We start from the raw sequence: 19,684 nt of genomic DNA, 5'->3' as shown, positions 1-19,684 counted from the left end.
CGGGTAGGGCACCGTAGGAGAAACAGAGCACGTGCTTAAAAAAAATCAGTCCCTGGCAACCGGTAGTGGCCGGCTTGCGTTACCACTTTTCAAACCCTAGCGGTTCACAAGTTAACTTGTAGAGATATGCCGAGCGGAGAAGGCTCGAGAGTTGAAGTTAACTTTCTGCCGCTACGGACCGTCAGTGAATGCTTCAAAAGTACCGAGGTTCTGAGGGTCGTTTAATCGATTCTACGAATTTCGACATAACAAGCAGATTTACGATATTCGCAGGATGACGAAAAAGTAGCCCGCCACGGCTATTCGGCCGTCGCCTGCGAGATGCGCGGCGACGAGTAGATATTCCGCAAGACCAGCTCGGTATTCAGATCGGTCTGGACGAAGGTACCGCGAGCGCGCGGATGAGTCGGTACGAAACGGGCATGCACGAACCACCGTTTGGCATTGCACTCAAACTGACCCGTGCGCTGCGCGTGCCGACCGCTTAAGCGCGGGGAACTAAATTTCATACTTTTCGCATAGTGAAAACCTTGCTTTGCGGGCATTTCACGGCTGTGAGGGCAAAGGAAGAAGGATTGGGTATTGAGATTACTTCCAGTTTTGCGGAACTAAATATGTGACTTTCCTGCTTCTGGAACTAAGTTTCGTACCTTTATGAGAGGCCAATGAGTCAGGTAAGCGATCGAACCGTCCCTTGTGGAAGAGCCCCTGTGGGACAGTCCCTGGCGAGAAGGTAGACGCCCTGTGTGAGCCGCTGCAACCACCCGGAGCTGGCCATGTTTGCCGCGAGTACAGCGCTGATCCTCATATCCTTAGCGCGTCGATAGCATGACCGTGCAGGTTTTCACGCAATATCTGGCGGGCGCCAAACTCGTCCAGCCTCGAGCTCATGGCCGAACACCAAGGTGCTGCCGCTCTGGCCGAGGAACGTCACTAAGCCGTCTTGCTGTCTTTATCATTACGTTGAAATTCACCGCTACCGTCGCCCCGACACCGTCGCTCGACTATCGAGACTTGTCAGGTGATCCCGTTCCGAAGTATTCAGCGGTGAGGAATCTGGCCCGGAACCAGGAGCTCCGGCAGTCCGCGCAAGACGTTCTTGGTGTCACCTTGTGTCACGCTTGCCTTCGAAGTCAAAAAGGCTTCGGGTTTTCCCATTCTGCGCGCCGGCGGGACACGACGCAGTGGCCTGGTTGCGAACCGGGTATCTGGTCAACCGTCCGAAGTATGGCGCTGTCTGCCAATGCATTTGCTTACCCTCCTGCCGTTTCCGAGGTCAACCCTTTCAAAATACTCATCATAAGCGGGAAGAGGTGGCGGAGATGCCAGAGGCTTTTTGAGCAGTTCCTCCTCAACTCGCGCCTTTGGCCATTTGGCGTCGATGAACGGACAAAAATATGCAGGGCCAAGGTTCTCGTGGTAGGCGTATGAAAAGAATGCTCTCGCCTGACCATGCACTACCTCGGGGATGAATAGGAAGGCAACGTCCTCGGGTTCGAACATCAAGTTGCCAATATGGCGCCACTCTCTCTCCCATTCATATTCGTACGAAGTCAACCCATACACGCCGGTTGCATCGATCATCGCAGTGATTCGCCAGACTGGATGATCAGGGTTGCCTTCGCCAATTTTCATCAACTTCTTCGGTACCGTGTGTTGTTCGCCGCCATTTCTCGCGCGTACCAGATCGGACCACCGCCACGCTTCGAGATGAATTGCCTGGAAAACCCAATGCCGTAAGTTGAACGGCTGCGCTCGCTCAAGCGCAGCCATTCACCAGGAGGTATCTCACTGAAGCCAACCACACGTTGTTGAGCGGGGTCGGGGGCCTCGTTTCTGCCGATCCCGAACGCTCCACCCGACTTAAGGCGACCGGTGGACAGGACGCTCATAATGGTCCAGTAGCTGGAATCGGTAGCGCGCGTCGCCATAATCGTACTCCTAAACATTGTATGAGTTCTGCCATTCCCCTTTGCGAAGCGGACAAGATAATCGGACATGTCAGTCCAGCGGCTAGGATAGTCGGTCGACATCTTTTTCATTGCGTTTCAGGCTAGTCGTGAGGACTGGCGGGTGGGTACACCCTAGGAGTCGGGACATTTTTTAATAAGGTAGGTGGCCACAGTTTTCAGCGCGGGGAAAGGGGGCGCAAACTGTGCAACGCCCGCCGGCCGGCGTCCCTTCATCCGACCAACCGGAGAATACCCGGCGAGCCTTGGTTAAGAGATCTAGCGAAATGTGCCATTGCAGGGATGCATGGCACATTTCAACGCCGGCCTGTACGTTTTCACCGTGAAAACACACGCGACGCCGACGTCACATTTCAACTCCAATATGCAGACGGCCCGGTTCAGAATGGAACCGCCGATTTCGAAACCGTTCGCGGCTCTAGTCGCGACGAGCATGTATTGATTTCACGATGGCGTAGCCGTCGGTGGGTGGAGGAGGGCTTCCCCATTGTGGTCCTCTGAAGCTCGGTCATCCGCACTTCCATCCAGGAACTAAATTTTGCGCCTGACTAGAGAGTGACCTAAACTCGTCAAGCATATCTAAGTTGGGCCGCAGTAGATTGCATCCATCTGGAGGTTCGATGTCAAAGAGTCGCACCTTGCCGTCAAGACAGCGATCGAATGTAATGCGCGCGTATCGCTCACGTGGCAAAACGAATCGAAACATAACGCTCGTCTATAGCCTCAAGACGAATCGTGACTGGATCATCCGCAGCGATCGTCATCTCGTGCATTGGGCTATTTTTCTCGAGACGAATCCTGAAGTCCGGACCTTTAATCTTGATCTTGACGACGCACCCATAGGAAGCTCTGGTAAGAACCGCGGACTGGACTTTGATGCAGAAGTGGAACTGTCCTCCGGTGCGAGTGAATACCATAAGTTTCTGTTCGGCGAAATCGGGTTGGACAACTGCGTGCAGACAGATGTTCTCCCCAATGCCGGTCGAAAAACTGTGCGTACTTTCGTCGAGACAGATTTTTCGGGGCGTGGCCAGGAGGCAATAAGGTGGCTGAAGGTTCTTGCCTACTGTGCAGCCATACGCGATGAACAGCAGACTGAGGCTAGTCAGGTTGCTATCACAGTCATGCGCGGGCTCGGCCATGGGGTCATTCGCGACGTAACTGAATCGATGCGCGATTTCGATTCCCAGATCGCTCTCGGGGTCATTTCTCGAATGGCTGTTTTGGCCGACATCGGACTTGATCTTTCTTCCTCGGGATTCACATTGTCATCCTCGTGGGTTTGGAGGTCAGGTCAATGAGATGGTCGAAGAGCGTCGCACGTGCAGAAGCGCCACCGTTAGACGAATGGCCCAAGCTCGATTATTCCACCCTGTCAAAGGAGGATAAGGAATTCATCGAGAACAGGGAGCTGGCCGTCCGGATGCTCTTTCAAGGTGCGAAATATACTGATATCCGCGACGTGACGGGAGTGAGCAAACAGCAGACTATCCAGATAACAAAGATTTGTCTCACAAGAGCTAGCGACGGGCGGATTCTGGGCTTTCGCGGACTGCTCCCCTTCACGCGGACGAGCCGAAATACTCGCAGGAATGAGATAAAACCAAAACGGAGGGATGAACAGGGAGGGATGGCATGCGCCCTGCAAGATGCACTCGCACGCTATCCGGACCTGGAGAAGAAGCTGATTGCACAGGTACGCAAGGAGAAGAAGGAGGGCTTGATACCGGAATTCAAGATCAAAGGCTCCCATCTACATCGCCTTTTCCTTAACGAACTAGAAAAGTACGACCAAACCAAAAGTGGCTGGCCCTTCACCGCAAAATATAGGGGGATCAAAAGTGTCGTTCGTTTCATGCGGGATCTGCTAGATAGGAACCTGGGTGATGCTGTGCGTGCGCGCGGCGGGAGCGACGCGAAGGCGCATTTCGCGACAGGGTCCGGCATCTCGCCGATACTTCCCTTCTCGGATCCGTTCGATGCGGTTGAGATCGACGCGCATCATATCGATGCACTCTTCACGGTCGTCTTCAAGACTCCGATTGGCACGGAGGTCGAGTCTGTCCTTGAGAGGCTTTGGTTGCTTGCTGTGGTGGAACGTGTTTCTACCTGCGTCCTCGCTTACCGCGTTGTATACCGGACAGAGGTGACGGCCGTCGACGTCGCGGGCGTGATCCGTGACGCGATATGCAAGCGATGGGTGCCGAAAGATTTAACGTTAGGAACATTGAAATATCCACCTGGTGGGGGATTTCCGAGCGGCTTAATACCCGAAGCGGAGGGAGCTCTCTGGACGGTAACGCTATTAGACGGTGCGCTGGTCAATCTCTCAAACCTGATCCATGACAGTTTCCGTAAAGACACCGGTTCGATGGTGAACTGGGGCGCCCCGGCTCACTTCGAGCGTCGCCCGAACATCGAGCGGACATTCAAGCAGATAACTGACAATGTTTTTCTCCGTCTACCTTCCACGACTGGCTCCAATCCGAAGTCGGGACGAGCGGCGGATGCCGCCGACGCAGCCAAACGGTACCGGATTCGTGCCGACGACATCGACCAGTTGCTGGACGTAGCATTTGCCGCCCACAATGGCTTGCCGGGTCAGGGAAACTTCTATAACTCTCCGCTCGAAACGCTTCGGCAATTGATAAGTGGGCCGTCGCCACCCGTAATGGTCAGAAAGCTCCCGTTGTCGGGGAGCACCCGTGTGCGTTCGTTGCTTCGGCGGGAAGTGCGAAAGGTGCGTGGCGGCATCGAAAGTGGGCGCAAACCCTACATCCAGTACGAGAACGCGCTTTACACGAATCCTGTCCTGAGCATGAGCGGAGCGCTAGTCGGGAAGGAATTGACGATCTACATCGACGAGGAAGACCTTCGTAGTGTCAGGGCATACACATCGAACGGTTACGAGCTGGGTGTTCTATCCGCAACGCGCGGATGGAACTTGACGAAACATAGCCTCGCCACCCGCCAGGCCATATTCCAGCTGGTTAGCAGACGAATTTTGATCCTGAGTGAGTCGGAAGATCCGGTTCAGGCATACCTGCGCTACCTGGCACAGCAGGTGGAGAAATCAAGAAAAGCGGGAAAGGGCTCTGCGAAAGACGCAACCAACCTCACGCGCGTCGCAAAAGACGCGGGGGAAGGGATCCCTGCTTTGGCCAGTCCGGATTCTGCGGTGTCAATACAGGCCGTAACGCCCGGGGGGCCACGCCTCCGGCTCGTTCCACTGTCCGGGAAGCGCTACAAGGTAACTAATCGATAAGGAAGGCTGCCATGTCGACACCAGCAAGCGAACGGCCTCGAAAGACATCAGCGCGTAAAGCAGCTGACGACATGCAATCCTCTGAAAAAGAAGCGAGCGAAAGTGCCAGGTCCCCGTTCGACGGGGCCTCGACCGAAGCAATCCCGGAGGCGGTGCCTTCCTGGTCGATTGCGCGACGTGAAGAAATACTCACTGATCACCCCGTCTCACGGGGGCAATACACAATCCCAACACCGATGTTGATAAACGTGCATGAAGAGGCGCGCGAACGGGTGGGGGCGCGCAGGACAGGTATTGTGTTTACCGGAGAGACGCGTGCTGGCAAGACTACTTGCGCAACAAGCATCAAAGACTATCTGGCTGAAGAATTCAACAAGATCTATGTCGTGATGGCCAGTGCACGACACTCATTGAGGCCGAAACAGGGGCTGATGTCACGCCTGATTCTGGAGGGAAGCGGACACGTACTGGCTGCGCGGCGTGACCCTGAGGCACTTTTGCGTAACGTGATTCTTGACGTGATGACTAACGTTTCCAATCTGGGAGGAGACCAGTTTGTTCTGATACTTGACGAGGTCAACCTGTGCAACGAATCGGACTTCGGGGAACTGCTCGAGATTCACAATATTCTCTGCATGAAAGGCATCACGATGACGACGATTTCGTTCGGGCAACCAGAGATTTTGCACCTGATTTCCGCGCTTGCGCTGAGTAATCAGAGACAGATTATTGCACGCTTCTTCAGAAAACCAATTCAATTTCAGTGCTGTAATTCAAAGCAAACGCTCACCAGGATCTTACAAAGTCTTGATGAGGAGACTGAATGGCCGGAGGGTTCGGGATGGAGCTACACTTATTTCTTCTTTCCGGAGGCGTTCGAGGCTGGTTTTAGAATTCAGAATTACGGAACCGCTATCTGGAACGCCCTTGTCAACGCGGCGCCAGGGAATAAAGGGGGCTTTACCATGGAAAGCATAGTACTGACGATCAACGGGCTCTACCTTGGAAAGAAGGATGAGGATAGCAAAACAATGGTGCTTTCAGAGGAGGACATTGTGCAGGCAATCGCCCTGGCAGATCTGTGAACAGAAGCGACTTTTTTCGGTTGCCGACATCATATGCGCTTCCTGTCGTCACTCGAGCGGCTTACATGGAGAAATCAGGGCCCAGCCCCATTTGAATCCGCCTCAAATGTCTTCTTTAAAGTCATGGCGCTCAATTCGCTGACTTTTGGTGAGTTACGCGCCCTCATTCAAAGGGAAGAGGAGAAAATGCATGACTTCCCCTGGGCGCTGACGCATGGGAACTGGGTGAACTTCTTCCGCTATTCTTCCCTCTTGCGCGTCGATCAGGCTCGGCTGAAAGAAGGCTTTCTGGATTGGCTGGGTTTCGATTCTCCGAACGGAGGTTCAATTGGCTTCCGGCATTGCACCGAATGTCTCGGACTCAACTACCACTGCACGCTCTTTAACCTCGCAATCGTGACAGAATGTCCATGGCACCGATGCCCGCTTGGCAAAGGCTGCTACGCCTGCGCGGCAAGGCTCCAAACGAAGGGCACACCAAGATGCGCAACGGATGTACCTTGCAGTTGCGGAAGCGACTGGAGCTATCTGAATGAGCGGCCGGACGTCAACCTGGTGCCGACTGCGCTGGCGAACCAGATTGACAGTTACTGTCGACGGTTCGTTGGTTGGTGGGCGTATGTGAGACAGAATTCTCACAGCGCCTTTCCGCTGCTTGCGCCAATCATAGAAACGTTTTCGACACGATATCAGCGCAACGAACAGCGAGACATGGCGCTTTATTTCGCGGAAAAAATAGCGCCATTTCCGTCGCCGTGGCGTCATTCAATAACGCCGACCGCGGCGCGAATTGTCAGGCTGAATCGACCTGAGCAAGTGGAATTCACCCAAGAGAGTAAGAAGCAAAGAATGCAGGAACGACGATCGGTCCGGCGGTACATCTTCAAACGCTTCGTCAAGCCACATCGTCGATGCCTTCGGACGATTCTCAGCATGAACGAGGCTGAGGCCCGACCGAAGTATTCAAGCGTGTTTTGTAGCGTTTGCATTGCTTACGTGGCGTGGCTCGGCCCCCAGGCTCGAATGCGGGAGACGTGGGGTCAGGCGACGTCCGGCGAGACGAACGCAGAACAAGCGGTGTTTGAGAGACTCGTGAGCACCCGCTCGGACGATTGGGGAAGGTTCGCCGAACAGGCATTGATGGGCTTTCTGACAACTTGGGCCAGCGTCGAACGTTTCGTGTCCCATCCTAATCTGCATCACTATCTGCATAACTACGTGAACGTAACCGCTGGTGTGTGCGCCGATCTGAGATGGACCGCCGACAGGCGGCACGTCTTTTTCGAAGGCACTTCAGGCAGCGAGACCTCGTCGGTGGGATTTCTGCTCATGGATGAGGTCGAACTGGAGAAGCGTGCCAGATGTCGGTGCCAAGCAAGAGAGGCAAAATGAGATGTGGTGAGGAATCTTATTGGATTTTGTAATGCCACTTACTTGGCCGACGGCGGACTTTCAGCGGAGCTGCGGCGAAATTGAGCATAAGATACTACGCGCGTTTCGTATCGAATTCCTATTTCAGCGTTCTATCCGGGCAAAACTGGGCTACATTGCGTTTCGTGGAGCTGACGTCGGAGCCATTGGAAGAGAGACGGGTAGCAGCTGCGAACCGATCGCATGATTGTGAAAAGGATGAACTTTGATGAGGAAAATGCGGGAAGGAGCCGACGGCACTGCCCGTCTGACCTGGGATGTCAGGGCGCCGGCACTGTTTGAATCTGCCTGGAACATCCTGATCAAGATCCAGCTGCTGAATGCCGTTGGCTTTGAGGAAATACAACGGATCGGAGGGATTAGCTTAGGGGAAGCCGACCCGCATCGGTTGTTTCATTCACCAGCAGACTGGGACGTCCCCCATATCGCATCTTTTTTGCACGTCGATCCGGCCCGGTTTCGCACCGCCTTCCTTGGGTCCCTGGGTTTCCCGAGGCGGGAAGGAGCGAAATACGCAGTACGCCACTGTCCAGATTGTAGTGCGTTGAACTATCACTGCACACTGTTCAACCTGCCTCTGATATCCCGTTGTCCCTGGCACGGTAAAGATTTGACGCATGGCTGTGCGCGCTGTGGATGGTTGCCGATGCGCTGGAAATGGCGCGCAAACGCAGAGTTGCTCAAGTGGAGGTGTGGGCATTGCGGTCATTCCATTGATCTGGGTGTTAACCTGCGTGTCAAACGCATCCTAGCTGAGAAAGAAGACGCAATTAGTACGCACTGTCAACGGATGGTGGAATGGTGGCGCAAAGTTCGAAAGGCAACCGGCGATGCACCGAGCTTGTTAAATGCGCTAGCTTGTGAAAGCCAACCGTTCAACTATCAGTGGATGTGGCGACTCAACTGGGCAACGGGTGTATGCGCTCCGCCCGCCGACTGGGGCGTGGTTCCTCCTGCGCTGAGTGGGGGCGTGCTCGTGAGACTGCCTGGAGAAGGTCTACCACAGTGCAATAGCCGCGAATGCCTGGAGGCACATCGATTGGTTCGAAAATCCATCTTTCGGCGCTTCATATCAGGTCATGCAGAATGCTTCTCCGAGCTGATGGCAATGGGTCCGTTCGAACGGATATCGCTGGACTGCTCTGCCATATGTACTCTATGCGTGGCCTTCCTGAGCTGGCGCGCGGCCCACGAGAGACGGCTTCCATCTTCTGAACGGCAGGCAGATCAAATGCCTTCGCCGCCCTTGCGGGGAGTTACCCTCTCAGGGATTTCGTCGAATGGCCAGTATGACGCTATGCTCGGTTTTTTGAACTTTGTCCGGATCTGGGCACAGATAGAAGAGCAGTCATCGGTGTCCGCGTTCCGGATCATTGCTTCGCGTGGAGAGTCTGAGCCAATGCTCATTCCGCATGTCGTTGTGAACGGAGCGCGCGAGCAGGTCGTCTGCGTGATTCCCCGTGCTGCCGATCTCTTTGAAATTGCGACGAAACGATGTACGAAACGGCGCTCGGGTGATGTACCGATGGCACATCCTGTCGGCTGGAACACGGTGATTGACGAAAAGGTGCTGTTCGCAGCTCGTCACCATCAGCCCCACTATAGAAACTCGTACCATCATATTTACGTTTGAGACGGGTTTTTTTCGGTTTCTATTCCCGCGCCTGCAAACACTCGAGGACGCGGCATGAATCGATGAGGAAGCTGATCTATGGCGGTCAACTTCGTCGGGAATGGGGCGGGTGGCATCGTCCTATGCTCGTATGAGCAGAGACGCGCTGGAAATTTCGTCCGGTAGGTGCATCCGGATTCGGAAGCCGATGAGCGCGTGGCTCCCGTCACTCCGAACTTTTACGCCCCGAAACGACTTGCGAAGAGGTGTCAATTTCATGCCAACGGCATGGACATACGAAGGCGGAGGCGTTGCCGTATACACATATCGAATTCTTTGCGACCGACGGCCCGTTCGACCGCCTCCGGGAAAGGCGAGGCATTAGCGAATAGCGGGCGGAGCGCGGATCGGTCGACTGTGAGAGGAGCAGGGAACGTCCACGGACGCAACAGCGAGCAACGCTAGTCGCGCGCGGTATCGTATTTCTGAAGCCCGGCAATCTCAGAGCGCACTAATTGTCCCAACTCCCGAACTTCCGGAGGCGTCAGGTCGACTGCGTATGCATAGAAGAGCACGCTGAGAGGATGCACGCCTATCGCCCGTGCGATTTCGTCGAGCTTGTCTAGCGTAGGCGTCTGCTTTCCAAGCTCGAGCGCGCTTAGATAGGTTCTGCTTGAGACGCCAAGACCGTCCTGAGACACGCCGCGCATTCTGCGTGCTGCCCTCAGTCCGCGCGCGAGGCCAAGACGAAGCGTCATCAGTCATGTTGGTGAAATTGAAGACGTAACTGTCGTTGGATGCACATAATTGCGCTACAATTGATAATGTGCAAAATGTAACAATCGGCCAATTTATGCTTGCAGGGATTCGCTCGGCCCGGAGGGCTGTAGCGCAGGGCATTGCGCTCAGCGCTGTGATGCCGGTAATTTCAGTCCATTGATTTCTTGAAAAGATGCTGCTCACAAAATCTCAGTGGGAGACGCCGTTCCGGACGAGGCATGACCCGTTCAATCGTTGGCGCCTCGCTGGCATCAACCATATCGCTACAACGTTCCTGGTACGCGCTGCGGGAACGCGGCCCGACGATCCGGATGGTTATTCGTTTATCGTCGCCGATCCTTCGATCCTTGTTTCAGTTCTTGAGGGGTACGGCGCAACAAAGCCTCGTTTGCTGGCAATCGACTGGGAAACGATGGTTCCGGTTTCGAGCCTGTGGTCGTACCTGTGCGGCGATCATCGATCGAATTTTCTCGCCTATGCGGATGCGCATGGCCGCCTGCGAGCATGCGAGCCTCACCAACCTGATCCTCTTGAAGCGAGCAGCAAGGTGCTTGTCTGGGCGCATGCTGATGAAGACGCGGCCTAACCCACAGCTTATGCATAGGCATGGTCGACGCGACTGACGGGCGTCTCTGGGAGCGGCGTCTGAGCTGGCGCGAGACCGCAGGAGCGGGGGCAGCCCGGGATTGTGAAGCATGAATCAGTGTATCGGCGTGTCGTCAGAGATGATCAACTGAGGAGCCGGCATGCAGGACGCAACCGAAATCGTGCAGTTCCTCATGGATTTCGCGCCACGGTCGCAGCCGGTAGGCTTGCGCTACTTCGCGGAGCTTGAAATCGACGCACGTCAGGTCGGCGAACTCGTCAAACAAGGGTGGTTGCGGCAACTGTCTGACGACGCTTATCTGCTACGTGGAGACCAGCCAGGCGTTGATGGCACGATTGCCTATTTGCAGGCATACACTTCAAATCTCCACGTGGGAGGAAGGACCGCGCTTGAGTGGCACCGAATGATGCATCATCTGCGCTTCCGCGACCGGATTGATTTATGGGGGCGCGGATATTGCAACGTTCCTAGCTGGGCGGTGGAAAGACTTGTGTGCTCCTACTATTCCCTGGCTCTGTTCGATGCGCGGATGGGCGAAGGCTACGGATTAAAGCCGCTTGCGTGGCGCCATCCCCAGGTGCTGGTTTCGGTCCCGGAACGTGCAATTCTCGAATACGTGAGTGTCTCGCTGGACCTGATATCGATAGAAGACGTGAGAGATGTCATTGGGAGCCTGAGAAACATTCGGTTGAACGTTCTTCAGGAACTGGTCGATTGCTGTTCACGAAGAGACGTAGTATGGGGGCTGAAATTTCTCGCGGAAGATGAAGACCTAGGCTGGGCTCATCAGTTGCGCGTCTGAGCACTGTGGTGCGATGGCAGCAGTAATCGTGTCCCGAGTACGGCTTGAAAATCCGTGGAGTAGCTCGTATATCCGTTTGGACGTCGACGTCGTTTGCGGGCTTTGGGAGCGCTACCGAGAGTGGCGTTAGCAGTTCGATCGAAGGCTTATTCGAAGGGATCTGGACGAATATTCGGTGGTCGTCGGCTTAGAGAAAGCCGACACAGTTTTCGGGGCCGACACCGCCGAGCCACCTCTCGTACGCGTGGTGATCCGCGTGGCAATAGCAATCGGTTCCGCGATATTTTCACGCCTGGGATAGGGATGCGATGGATCTTCGAGTAAATGATGTCTGCTCGTGGTGATCTCGTTCACCGAGGAATCGTGCGAAGTGCATAGATACGCGGAGGACCGGAACGTGCGACGGAAGAGCGGTTTGTCGGAGCCGCCTGGTTAGATGCCGTCGTCCTGAGTAGCAGGACGACTGGTGTGAGAGCGAAAACAGCCGGGTTGGCCCGGAAACAGGGTTGAAATTTTCGTCATTCCCCACCGAGGCCGCGGTCGCCTCGTGTACATCCGAGACTCAAGATACGTCGGAGTTGCTCCATGACAGACCATCCCGAACATAACCTCACCGCGACGCAGGCCATCGGGTTCCGTGACGAGCTGCTCCGACAAGGGTGGCCCGACGCTCGTCATGTTGCTGAACTGGCGGGTTTTTCGACCGAAGAGGAGGGCACCGCGTACGCAATTCAGGCCCGAGCGACAGGCGCTTTGCTTGGTGTCTGGTCTGAGTTCCAGCATCGGTTCATCTATCCGGACTTCCAGTTCAATCGATTGGGCGCCATCCGGAAGCACGTTGCTGAACTTCTCGCCTTCCTGCCGCCGAACAACGAGGATCGCGGAGGCTGGCGACGTGCTTTCTGGCTCTATTCGCCGCATCCAATGCTGGGCGGGCAGACGCCGGCAGACGTGTTTGCGAACACTCCGGTTCGCGCGATCGAGGTCGCAAGAGTTGAATTCCTAGGCGATCCCGGGACGGCCTGGTGAACCTCCGGCCGGGATGGGAGCGACGGCGGCTGCGGTTCTCGCTGGGCCTGCATACTCCTCTGATCAGGACGACCCTCAGATCCTTCAGCGAGTCGTGGCAGTTGTTGGAGACGCAGGCGAGGCGTACGCCGTGCGGGGGTGCGGACGTGTGCGGCCGCCACTGTTCGGCCCGGATGGCTGCGGCTTGCATTTGCGCTTGGGACTGGTCCGACTGGCGCGACGGATGGACCTGAGCGGAGCGGAGGAACGTCCTGAGATTGACCCGCAAAAACGGACGCCTCCTGTTGAAGAGGAGGTGCCGAAATGGGCAAGCATCGTACGCCGTACCCGGCGGAATTCCGGGCGCAAATGGTTGAGCTGGTGAAGGCCGGGCGCACGCCGGAGGAACTGGAAAAGGAGTTCGAGCCGACCGCGCAGACCATCTATAACTGGGTGGCGCAGGCCGGGCGTGACGCGGGCACGCGCCACGACGGGCTGACCACCGCCGAGCGGCAGGAGCTTTCGCGGCTGCGTCGTGAGAATCGGCAACTGAAGATGGAAAGAGACATCCTCTCTCACGCAGCGGCCTGGTTTGCCCGGGAGACGGGAGCCGTATCGCCGAAGGATACGGATTCATGAGAGCGAACCGGGCCCGCTGGCCCATTGCCACGATGGCACGGCTGCTCAGGGTCTCCACGAGCGGCTATTACGGGTGGCTGGCAAGAGAACCATCGGCGCACGCATGCAGTGACGCGCAACTGCTGGGGCGCATCCGCACCCTGCATGCGAGCTCGCGCGGTACATACGGTGCGCCCCGTATTCATGCGCAGCTCGCGCGTGAGGGCGTGCATGTCGCACGCAAGCGCGTAGCGCGCCTGATGCGCCTGGCGGGGCTGCGCGGTGCGAGCCGGCGGCGCTCGCCCCACACCACGCGGCAACGCGCAGGGGCCCGCCGTGCCCCCGACCTGGTGCGTCGGCACTTTAGCGCCGATGCCTGCGATGTACTGTGGGTGGCAGATGCCACGTACCTGCCCACCGGTGAAGGGTTTCTGTATCTGGCGGTGGTGCTTGATGTGTTTAGCCGGCGCGTCGTCGGCTGGGCAATGTCAAACCATCTGTACACCGAACTGATGCTGCGGGCACTGGACATGGCGCTGACCCAACGGCGTCATGAAGGTGTGATCCTGCACTCGGACCAGGGGTCCCAGTACACGTCCATTGCCTTCGGGCGGCGTTGCCGCGAGGCGGGCGTACAACCGTCGATGGGCACAGCCGGCGATGCCTATGACAAGGCTTGCGTTTCACACTACACCTCCTTGCGGCGATCAGAGACGACGTCGGGATGGCGACGCCGGCAGGACAGCTTGACGCCCATCGCCTTTCTGGGCGAGTCAGTGCCCGGAGGGTCGTACAGGCACTCGTTCTTGTCGCTGTAGGCGTGACCGCGGATGAGTCCGCGACGGTTCCATATCTTCACGCTCGTCGGCGTGACGTGCAGCGCGTCGGCCATCTCCTGCAGCGTCAGGAGACCCGCTTCGCGCAACCGGTCATAGCGTGGCTTTAGACAGTAGTTGCGCTGCAGGCGTGCGACCATTTTTGCATTGAAGGGCCTGCCCGTGCCCGACGGGGCGCCACGTTCGTTCAGGATATTCGCGATCTGCAGGACAGTATGGTGATTGAGCAGTTCGTCAATCTCCTCGATCACCGTGGCGGGGGTGACCCATCGCTGCCACGATTTCAGCGGCAACGGCAGGCTGAGGGTCCGGTGAGCGCCGCCCTTGAAGCGGATCTGTGCGGTAACCTGCTGGTCCCGGTTCAGGGTGACGTCTTCCAGAAGCAGCCTGATCATGCGTTTGCGTTCCCGGTCAGGGGTGGCGGGGTCCCGCCATGGCCGGGGGAAGTTGGACGCCAGCGAGACGATGACGGCGCGCTGCTCGTCCGTCAGAATACGCGCGTCCTGTTCACGCCGACGCTGATATTCCTCGTTAGCCTCAGTCAGCGCTCGCAGCTTATGGTTCCAGTCAGCCTCAAGTGAGTCGGCGACCAGGCGGTTCTCCGGATCGCAGCGCATGTAGCGGCGCTGCGCCAGATCAGCTTCATACTGGGCGCGCTCCACCTGCTTGTGACGCAGACAGTCGGCTTCTTCGATGCGGGACTGGAGTTCGCGCTGAACCGCCAGACTCACCTCAATGGCAAGCGGGTTGAGCGCCTCGACGAGCAGCTCGCCAATGGCCTCGTCGATGGCAGCCCCGTGGATGCGCTGGCAGACTGGTTCGGCCTGCTCAATGCCTTCGCGCTGACAGATGTACTCGGGACACAGGCAGCCCTGGCGGCTGTGGTAACGAACCGTCATGCGGTTCCCGCATCGACCACAGACCACGACTCCCTGAAGAAGTGCTGGACCCTCACGCGGCGCGCCTCGGCGCCGGTCGGCTCCGATCGCCTGTGCGCTCTCATGCAAACGCTTCTGATTCTGCTCATACTCTTCCCAGGACAGATAACCGGCATGGGCGCCCGGAATCAGCGTATCCCACTGGTCCCGCGGGGCGCGAATCACACGCGTGCGTCCATCGACTGTCTTGCGTGTATGGGTGCGACCATAGACGAAAGCGCCTGCATACCTTGGGTTGTGCAGAATGCGCACTACCTGGCTGTGTCCGAGGCTGCCCCACAGCAATTCGCCCTTGTGCGGACCTTTGCAGCACCGTCGCGGAAACGCCAGCTCGAGATGATGCGCGGCGCGCGCGGTAGCCATCGCCGATCCCGTACCTCGGAAGGTGTCGAACAGCCACCTCAGGCAGTGCTGGACCTGCTGGTCCGGATCGAGAACGACCGCGCCCGCGGCGTTGTACTCGAAGCCGACGGGCAGGCGCATCTGCAGTTCACCGCGCCTCGCTTTGCTTAGGATTCCTCCTTGAAGGCGCGCCCGCAGCACGTGCAATTCGGCCTCACTCATGGTGCCCTTGAGCCCCAATAACAGCCGGTCGTTGAAGTGAGCAGGATCGTATACGCCATCCTCGTCAAGGATCAATGTGTCGGTGATTGCGCAGATCTCGAGCAGCCGATGCCAGTCGGTGGAGTTGCGCGCCAGGCGCGACACCTCCAGGCCGAGCACGATACCGGCATGGCCCACGCCAACTTCGGCGACCAGACGCTGGAATCCTTCGCGGTCCGCCGATGACGCGCCGGACTGGCCGAGGTCGCTATCGATCACAATAATGCGGTCCTCGGACCACCCCAGGGCGACCGCCCGTTGGCGCAGTGCATATTGGCGCTTGGTGCTCTCGGTATTCTCGAACACCTGACGCAATGTGGATTGCCGGATATACAGATAGGCGTTGCGCTTCAGATGGCTCGCCTGCACCTTCTGATGAGAATCGCTCTTCATGCTGTTGCCTCCTGACGCCGGTGTAAAAGCATTGAAGCCAGAATCAACGTCGCCTCCTGATGCAGCGTGAAGGGAACGATCTCTGCCTCACCGGGCGGCGGCTGCCGCCGTACAACCGTGGTCGCGCACTGGGCCCATGCCTGCATCCACGCTCTCATGCCGCTGCGCATCAACAGCACGAGGCCTTGGCCGCGAGGAATCTCGCACGGCAATCCAAGTGCCTGTTGCCTCAGATCTTCATAACGGGAGATCAGTCCGTCATTGCACAGCGCACGGTCCGGAGTGGACACGGACGGTTTCGTTACGGTTTTTTTTGGCGCAGAAACTGTCGTTGGATACTGCGCGGATGAACCTGTACGCCGAAGGTCTGGTGCACCAGACTGGCCAGTCGCTCCGCTCGCACAGTCGGCTCTGCAACCCGCGCCCGGTTCAGAAACTCCATCACCGCCGGGGTCAACTTGTGGCCGCTGCGCGGCCCAGTCTTCTGCGGAATCAAAGCGGCCAGTCCGCCCTGTTCGAAAGCCGTCTGAGCCTGATAGAACGACGGGCGGGAGAAACCGAATGCCTTGGCCGCTTCGCTGATCGGCCGCTTGTCCACGCGCACCGCGCGCAGCATCTCGTACTTGACCTGCAGCAGATCGTAGGAATCGAAGAACTCGCCCTCCCGAAACAGCGGATGCGTCACGGCATCGGGGCGCGGATTGAGGCTCGCCTGCTGCCGCAGCGCGCGGTGCTTGTCCTCTTTGCGTCGGTCTGTCGCCATGCACAAACTCCAGGGAAAGCGGCCAAATCAGTGTAAATACAATTATGTACCATATATCTGAATATGCAAGTCCAATGTCTGGGATATTTGCGGAAATATGGCCGACATAATGCAATTATATCGACGACCAAGGTGACCGTGGAGAGCGCTACCTGGCATAGTTAACTTTACATACGCGGCGTATTTGGCTTTACACGTGGTCGCGCTGTTCACGGCTCCAACGTGGCGATCAAACGCCCCAGTTCAAGCAGCTCCTCCACGCGAAACAAGGCGCGCCCGGCAGCGACGACGTTGAATGGGTCCTCGCCGACGACGCTCGTCCAGCTGGCGGGGAGCGCCCGCAGTCGGCCATTCGCGTCGTGAAACCAAACCCTGTCCTCATGCCAGTTCTTGGCGTGAAGGACCAGTTCGAATTCTTGCAAATGAAGGGGATGGTACGGATGAGTGACCTGAAAACGTCGGCTTCCAGCGTCACTCACGGGCGCAGTTGTCTGCGGACTCCAACGTGTTCGTCGAACGAGTGTGGCGAAGCGTCAAGTATGAGGAGGTGTATCTGAAGGCATATGAGTCGGTCAGCCACGCCCGGCGCTCAATTGGCGATTACATCAATCTGTACAACCAGAGACGACCTCATTCGAGTCTGGAAGACCGCACGCCGGATGAGGCATACTTCGCGACACTGCCTGCGATCAAATCGGCAGCATGAACGCCCCGGTGGTTCCACTTAAAAATCTCGGGACCCTGTCCGAACAAGCGGCGCCACCTCTGCCACCCGGTGGTATCGATGGGCTCGACTCAACACTGCGAGTAAACAATTCGATTGTCTATACCTCACCCGAAATGCAAGGATTAAAATTCAGCATGCAGTATGGCGTCGGGGGCATTGCTGGGTCCCTGGGATCGGGAAGCACCATTGCCGCAGCTGCGCGGTATCTCAGGGGACCACTGTCGCTCGCCACCGGTTATGTTCGAATCACCAACGCCGATAGCGGATCGGGCGGGTTTTCGTCGTCGTCGAGCGCGACATTTTTTACGTCGGTAATCAACCAGGGTTATCTTTCGGCCCACACCATTCAGCAGATTGTTGCGTACGGTAATTACCGTTTCGGAAATCTGACAGTCGGGACCGGCTACGCTAACGTAGCGTACCGCCCGGACGGGAAGTCGTCGTTTGGATCTTCTGCCATCTTCAATATTTATGGCGGTCTGGCAGCGTATCAGTTCACTCCAGCGTTCAGTCTGGCGGCGGGATCGTCATTCACGCGGGCGTCGCAAGCAAATGGCATTACGGATGCGGCGCGGTATTTTCAGTGTTCGTTTCAGGAGAACTACAGCCTCTCGAAACGGACCACCATTTATCTGTTGCAGGCCTATCAGCATGCGCGGGGAAGACTCCAGGATCCGCGGGAGAAGGGAACATCGTTCAGGCCTTGCCGGCGATCGGCGACTCGCAGAACCTTACTCCGTCTTCAACAGCTAACCAGTTCGTCGGTATGGTCGGTATAACCACCGCATTTTAGTACCCGTCCTTCATTCATCGTCAGCAGCTTTTTTTTGCATTTGAGTCGGCCGGCCTTTGCCTGGAGCGTCAGTCTGGTTCCACGGCGTTGGATAATGAGGCAGTTTCAGCAGATTCAGTTACCTGTTAAAGGCGGCGTATCTGCCTCGCACTAACGTGCAACCGCAACGCGACGTGGCTCTGCTGCGCATCACCGGCAAGTACCTCGAACGGCCGCACATACACGCGGATGGCAGGACGTGACGCATCTATTTTAACTACCATCGACGATGGTGACCTGCAACTTGCCTAGCCCGCGTTCCGAGAAGCGCAAACGCGCAATGTCGCACGAGCGCTTATGGATTTGCGCGGGGGTTCGCCGGCAGCATATCGCCAGGCGTCGGAGTGGCCGGATCAAGCGGCTGATCCGGCTTCGTAGCTGATGGGACGCGGCGTTCACGCTGCAATATCGCCTTCTATCTATCATGTGCAGAACGTCGTCGGGGACGTTTCAGAGATGCGGTAAGAAGGAGAGTCGATCCGCCTCCCATCCCACGCTTCCAGCAAGACTTTCCAGACTACTTGGAACGAGGGATCGCGCTGATGAGAAAGTCATGCAGCAATGTCACTGCCCGCGTACGCTGCATGTCTGCCTGGAGAAGCCAGACGTCGACACGAGGCAAGGGTGGCAAACCGTCCTTTGCGCCCAGAACACGAAGCCGTTTGTTGATCGTGTGCTCGTTGAAGATGCCCACAGCCAGCCCGGCTTTGACCGATGCCTCAAGCGCTGCGACGCTACTGCTGCAATAAGCCATCCGCCAGGGGATCCCGGCGTTGTCGAGTGCCCGCGTACCCCACGCCCGGAGTAACCCTCCTTCCACGCCGAGCGCAAGCGGCAACGGGGACTGTCGATGCACGTCAACTTGGCGCGAGACGGCCCAGACGACGCGTGATCTTGAGAGCAGGGTGCCCGGAGCCGAGCCCGCTTCGCTGATACCGACTACGAGGTCATATTCGGTACGCAGCTGTGTCCGCATCACGCCTGCGGCGCCCGTATGAATCTCGACCAGCACCTCCGGATATATCCTGCAAAAGCGGGCGACCAGTGCTGGCAGCACAGCGACCGCGTAATGTTCGATCGCGCCGATACGCACTCGGCCTGCGACGGTCGTCTGCTTAACAGCATCGAACACCTGATCGTTCAAAGCGAGCATTTCGCTTGCTGCGGTCATCAATTCGCTGCCTTCTGCAGTCGGCACCGCACCGGTCTGTTTTCGGTATAGGAGCGTGCATGCAAGTTGTTCCTCGAGGCGTCGGATCTGCATGCTAATGGTCGACTGCGTACGAGACAGTGCATTCGCGGCCATCGAGAACCGACCGGTTTCGACAACCAAGACGAACGCGCGCAACGCGTCGAGATCGAGAACACGATTCATGGCCGTTGCCCGCGTCCGGACGGGGGATGTGGTTTGTTT

Annotated in this window: 17 protein-coding genes and 3 pseudogenes; 13 read left to right on the top strand and 7 right to left on the bottom strand. The window is 57.3% G+C overall.

Annotation, left to right across the window (positions count from 1 at the left end):
• Window positions 1-314 precede the first annotated feature (314 nt).
• Window positions 315-485 (top strand): annotated as a pseudogene (locus SB753_RS28815) (XRE family transcriptional regulator); the annotation flags it as partial.
• A gap of 727 nt (window positions 486-1,212) precedes the next feature.
• Here the strand turns inward: SB753_RS28815 and SB753_RS28810 are convergent.
• Entirely contained in the window at window positions 1,213-1,773 is a 561-nt protein-coding gene (locus SB753_RS28810; protein ID WP_410803100.1) for a hypothetical protein, read from the bottom strand.
• Between the two features lie 817 nt (window positions 1,774-2,590).
• On the opposite strand from SB753_RS28810, the gene SB753_RS28805 reads away from it, so the two are divergent.
• The 5 genes from SB753_RS28805 to SB753_RS28785 all read left to right on the top strand — a co-directional run bounded on the left by SB753_RS28805 (window position 2,591) and on the right by SB753_RS28785 (window position 9,384).
• On the top strand, window positions 2,591-3,271 hold the full coding sequence (locus tag SB753_RS28805) for a hypothetical protein (protein ID WP_410803098.1): 681 nt from the start codon (window positions 2,591-2,593) through the stop codon (window positions 3,269-3,271).
• Window positions 3,268-5,235 carry a hypothetical protein gene (locus tag SB753_RS28800; protein WP_410803096.1) on the top strand — a complete coding sequence of 656 codons (1,968 nt, stop codon included), beginning with the start codon at window positions 3,268-3,270 and terminating at the stop codon, window positions 5,233-5,235. Before SB753_RS28805 ends, SB753_RS28800 begins: the two co-directional genes overlap by 4 nt.
• 11 nt (window positions 5,236-5,246) lie before the next feature.
• Window positions 5,247-6,320: an ATP-binding protein gene (locus SB753_RS28795; RefSeq protein ID WP_410803094.1), complete on the top strand. Its 1,074-nt coding sequence runs from the start codon at window positions 5,247-5,249 to the stop codon at window positions 6,318-6,320.
• A 33-nt stretch (window positions 6,321-6,353) separates the two neighbouring features.
• Window positions 6,354-7,712, top strand: coding sequence for a hypothetical protein (locus SB753_RS28790; RefSeq protein WP_410803092.1), 1,359 nt, complete (start codon window positions 6,354-6,356; stop codon window positions 7,710-7,712).
• Window positions 7,713-7,959: 247 nt separating this feature from the next.
• A complete protein-coding gene (locus SB753_RS28785) occupies window positions 7,960-9,384 on the top strand; it encodes a hypothetical protein (RefSeq protein WP_410803090.1) in 1,425 nt (474 codons plus the stop codon).
• Window positions 9,385-9,824: 440 nt separating this feature from the next.
• On the opposite strand, the gene SB753_RS28780 is transcribed toward SB753_RS28785, so the two are convergent.
• Complete coding sequence (locus SB753_RS28780; protein ID WP_410803088.1) at window positions 9,825-10,121, bottom strand: helix-turn-helix domain-containing protein; 297 nt, start codon at window positions 10,119-10,121, stop codon at window positions 9,825-9,827.
• 194 nt (window positions 10,122-10,315) lie between these two features.
• On the opposite strand from SB753_RS28780, the gene SB753_RS28775 reads away from it, so the two are divergent.
• The 5 genes and pseudogenes from SB753_RS28775 to SB753_RS28755 form a co-directional block, all read left to right on the top strand.
• Window positions 10,316-10,729 carry a hypothetical protein gene (locus SB753_RS28775; RefSeq protein ID WP_410803086.1) on the top strand — a complete coding sequence of 138 codons (414 nt, stop codon included), beginning with the start codon at window positions 10,316-10,318 and terminating at the stop codon, window positions 10,727-10,729.
• A gap of 160 nt (window positions 10,730-10,889) precedes the next feature.
• A complete protein-coding gene (locus SB753_RS28770; protein ID WP_410803084.1) occupies window positions 10,890-11,552 on the top strand; it encodes a type IV toxin-antitoxin system AbiEi family antitoxin domain-containing protein in 663 nt (220 codons plus the stop codon).
• A 585-nt stretch (window positions 11,553-12,137) separates the two neighbouring features.
• Window positions 12,138-12,581, top strand: coding sequence for a hypothetical protein (locus SB753_RS28765; RefSeq protein WP_410803082.1), 444 nt, complete (start codon window positions 12,138-12,140; stop codon window positions 12,579-12,581).
• Window positions 12,582-12,884: 303 nt separating this feature from the next.
• Window positions 12,885-13,199, top strand: a complete 315-nt coding sequence (locus SB753_RS28760) for an IS3 family transposase (protein WP_062608513.1) — start codon at window positions 12,885-12,887, stop codon at window positions 13,197-13,199.
• A pseudogene (locus tag SB753_RS28755) lies at window positions 13,196-13,828 on the top strand (IS3 family transposase); the annotation flags it as partial. The gene SB753_RS28760 and the pseudogene SB753_RS28755, both read left to right, overlap by 4 nt.
• 38 nt (window positions 13,829-13,866) lie before the next feature.
• Here the strand turns inward: SB753_RS28755 and SB753_RS28750 are convergent.
• The 4 genes from SB753_RS28750 to SB753_RS28735 form a co-directional block, all read right to left on the bottom strand.
• A complete protein-coding gene (locus SB753_RS28750; protein WP_410803079.1) occupies window positions 13,867-15,948 on the bottom strand; it encodes a recombinase family protein in 2,082 nt (693 codons plus the stop codon).
• Entirely contained in the window at window positions 15,945-16,238 is a 294-nt protein-coding gene (locus SB753_RS28745; protein ID WP_143055850.1) for a hypothetical protein, read from the bottom strand. Before SB753_RS28745 ends, SB753_RS28750 begins: the two co-directional genes overlap by 4 nt.
• 11 nt (window positions 16,239-16,249) lie before the next feature.
• Window positions 16,250-16,711, bottom strand: coding sequence for a helix-turn-helix domain-containing protein (locus SB753_RS28740; protein WP_410803077.1), 462 nt, complete (start codon window positions 16,709-16,711; stop codon window positions 16,250-16,252).
• A gap of 209 nt (window positions 16,712-16,920) precedes the next feature.
• Complete coding sequence (locus tag SB753_RS28735; RefSeq protein ID WP_090839195.1) at window positions 16,921-17,190, bottom strand: DUF5372 family protein; 270 nt, start codon at window positions 17,188-17,190, stop codon at window positions 16,921-16,923.
• A gap of 23 nt (window positions 17,191-17,213) precedes the next feature.
• Between SB753_RS28735 and SB753_RS28730 the strand changes: the two are divergent.
• Window positions 17,214-17,417, top strand: a pseudogene (locus tag SB753_RS28730) (integrase core domain-containing protein); the annotation flags it as partial.
• On the top strand, window positions 17,414-18,217 hold the full coding sequence (locus SB753_RS28725) for a porin (protein ID WP_410803075.1): 804 nt from the start codon (window positions 17,414-17,416) through the stop codon (window positions 18,215-18,217). The pseudogene SB753_RS28730 and the gene SB753_RS28725, both read left to right, overlap by 4 nt.
• Before the next feature lie 570 nt (window positions 18,218-18,787).
• Here SB753_RS28725 and SB753_RS28720 read toward each other — a convergent pair.
• Complete coding sequence (locus SB753_RS28720) at window positions 18,788-19,645, bottom strand: LysR substrate-binding domain-containing protein (protein WP_410803073.1); 858 nt, start codon at window positions 19,643-19,645, stop codon at window positions 18,788-18,790.
• Window positions 19,646-19,684 lie beyond the last annotated feature (39 nt).

This window comes from Paraburkholderia sp. SIMBA_053, assembly GCF_046534895.1.
In the GTDB taxonomy this organism is placed as follows: Bacteria; Pseudomonadota; Gammaproteobacteria; order Burkholderiales; family Burkholderiaceae; genus Paraburkholderia; species Paraburkholderia caledonica.
Note: the sequence above shows the minus strand (reverse complement) of the source record. Positions and strands in the feature narration are given on the sequence as shown.

Coding starts and splice junctions, on each gene's coding strand:
- SB753_RS28810 (WP_410803100.1), bottom strand. CDS start 1,773: ATGGCTGCGCTTGAGCGAGCGCAGCCGTTCAACTTACGGCATTGGGTT.
- SB753_RS28805 (WP_410803098.1), top strand. CDS start 2,591: ATGTCAAAGAGTCGCACCTTGCCGTCAAGACAGCGATCGAATGTAATG.
- SB753_RS28800 (WP_410803096.1), top strand. CDS start 3,268: ATGAGATGGTCGAAGAGCGTCGCACGTGCAGAAGCGCCACCGTTAGAC.
- SB753_RS28795 (WP_410803094.1), top strand. CDS start 5,247: ATGTCGACACCAGCAAGCGAACGGCCTCGAAAGACATCAGCGCGTAAA.
- SB753_RS28790 (WP_410803092.1), top strand. CDS start 6,354: ATGCGCTTCCTGTCGTCACTCGAGCGGCTTACATGGAGAAATCAGGGC.
- SB753_RS28785 (WP_410803090.1), top strand. CDS start 7,960: ATGAGGAAAATGCGGGAAGGAGCCGACGGCACTGCCCGTCTGACCTGG.
- SB753_RS28780 (WP_410803088.1), bottom strand. CDS start 10,121: ATGACGCTTCGTCTTGGCCTCGCGCGCGGACTGAGGGCAGCACGCAGA.
- SB753_RS28775 (WP_410803086.1), top strand. CDS start 10,316: ATGCTGCTCACAAAATCTCAGTGGGAGACGCCGTTCCGGACGAGGCAT.
- SB753_RS28770 (WP_410803084.1), top strand. CDS start 10,890: ATGCAGGACGCAACCGAAATCGTGCAGTTCCTCATGGATTTCGCGCCA.
- SB753_RS28765 (WP_410803082.1), top strand. CDS start 12,138: ATGACAGACCATCCCGAACATAACCTCACCGCGACGCAGGCCATCGGG.
- SB753_RS28760 (WP_062608513.1), top strand. CDS start 12,885: ATGGGCAAGCATCGTACGCCGTACCCGGCGGAATTCCGGGCGCAAATG.
- SB753_RS28750 (WP_410803079.1), bottom strand. CDS start 15,948: ATGAAGAGCGATTCTCATCAGAAGGTGCAGGCGAGCCATCTGAAGCGC.
- SB753_RS28740 (WP_410803077.1), bottom strand. CDS start 16,711: ATGGCGACAGACCGACGCAAAGAGGACAAGCACCGCGCGCTGCGGCAG.
- SB753_RS28725 (WP_410803075.1), top strand. CDS start 17,414: ATGAACGCCCCGGTGGTTCCACTTAAAAATCTCGGGACCCTGTCCGAA.
- SB753_RS28720 (WP_410803073.1), bottom strand. CDS start 19,645: ATGAATCGTGTTCTCGATCTCGACGCGTTGCGCGCGTTCGTCTTGGTT.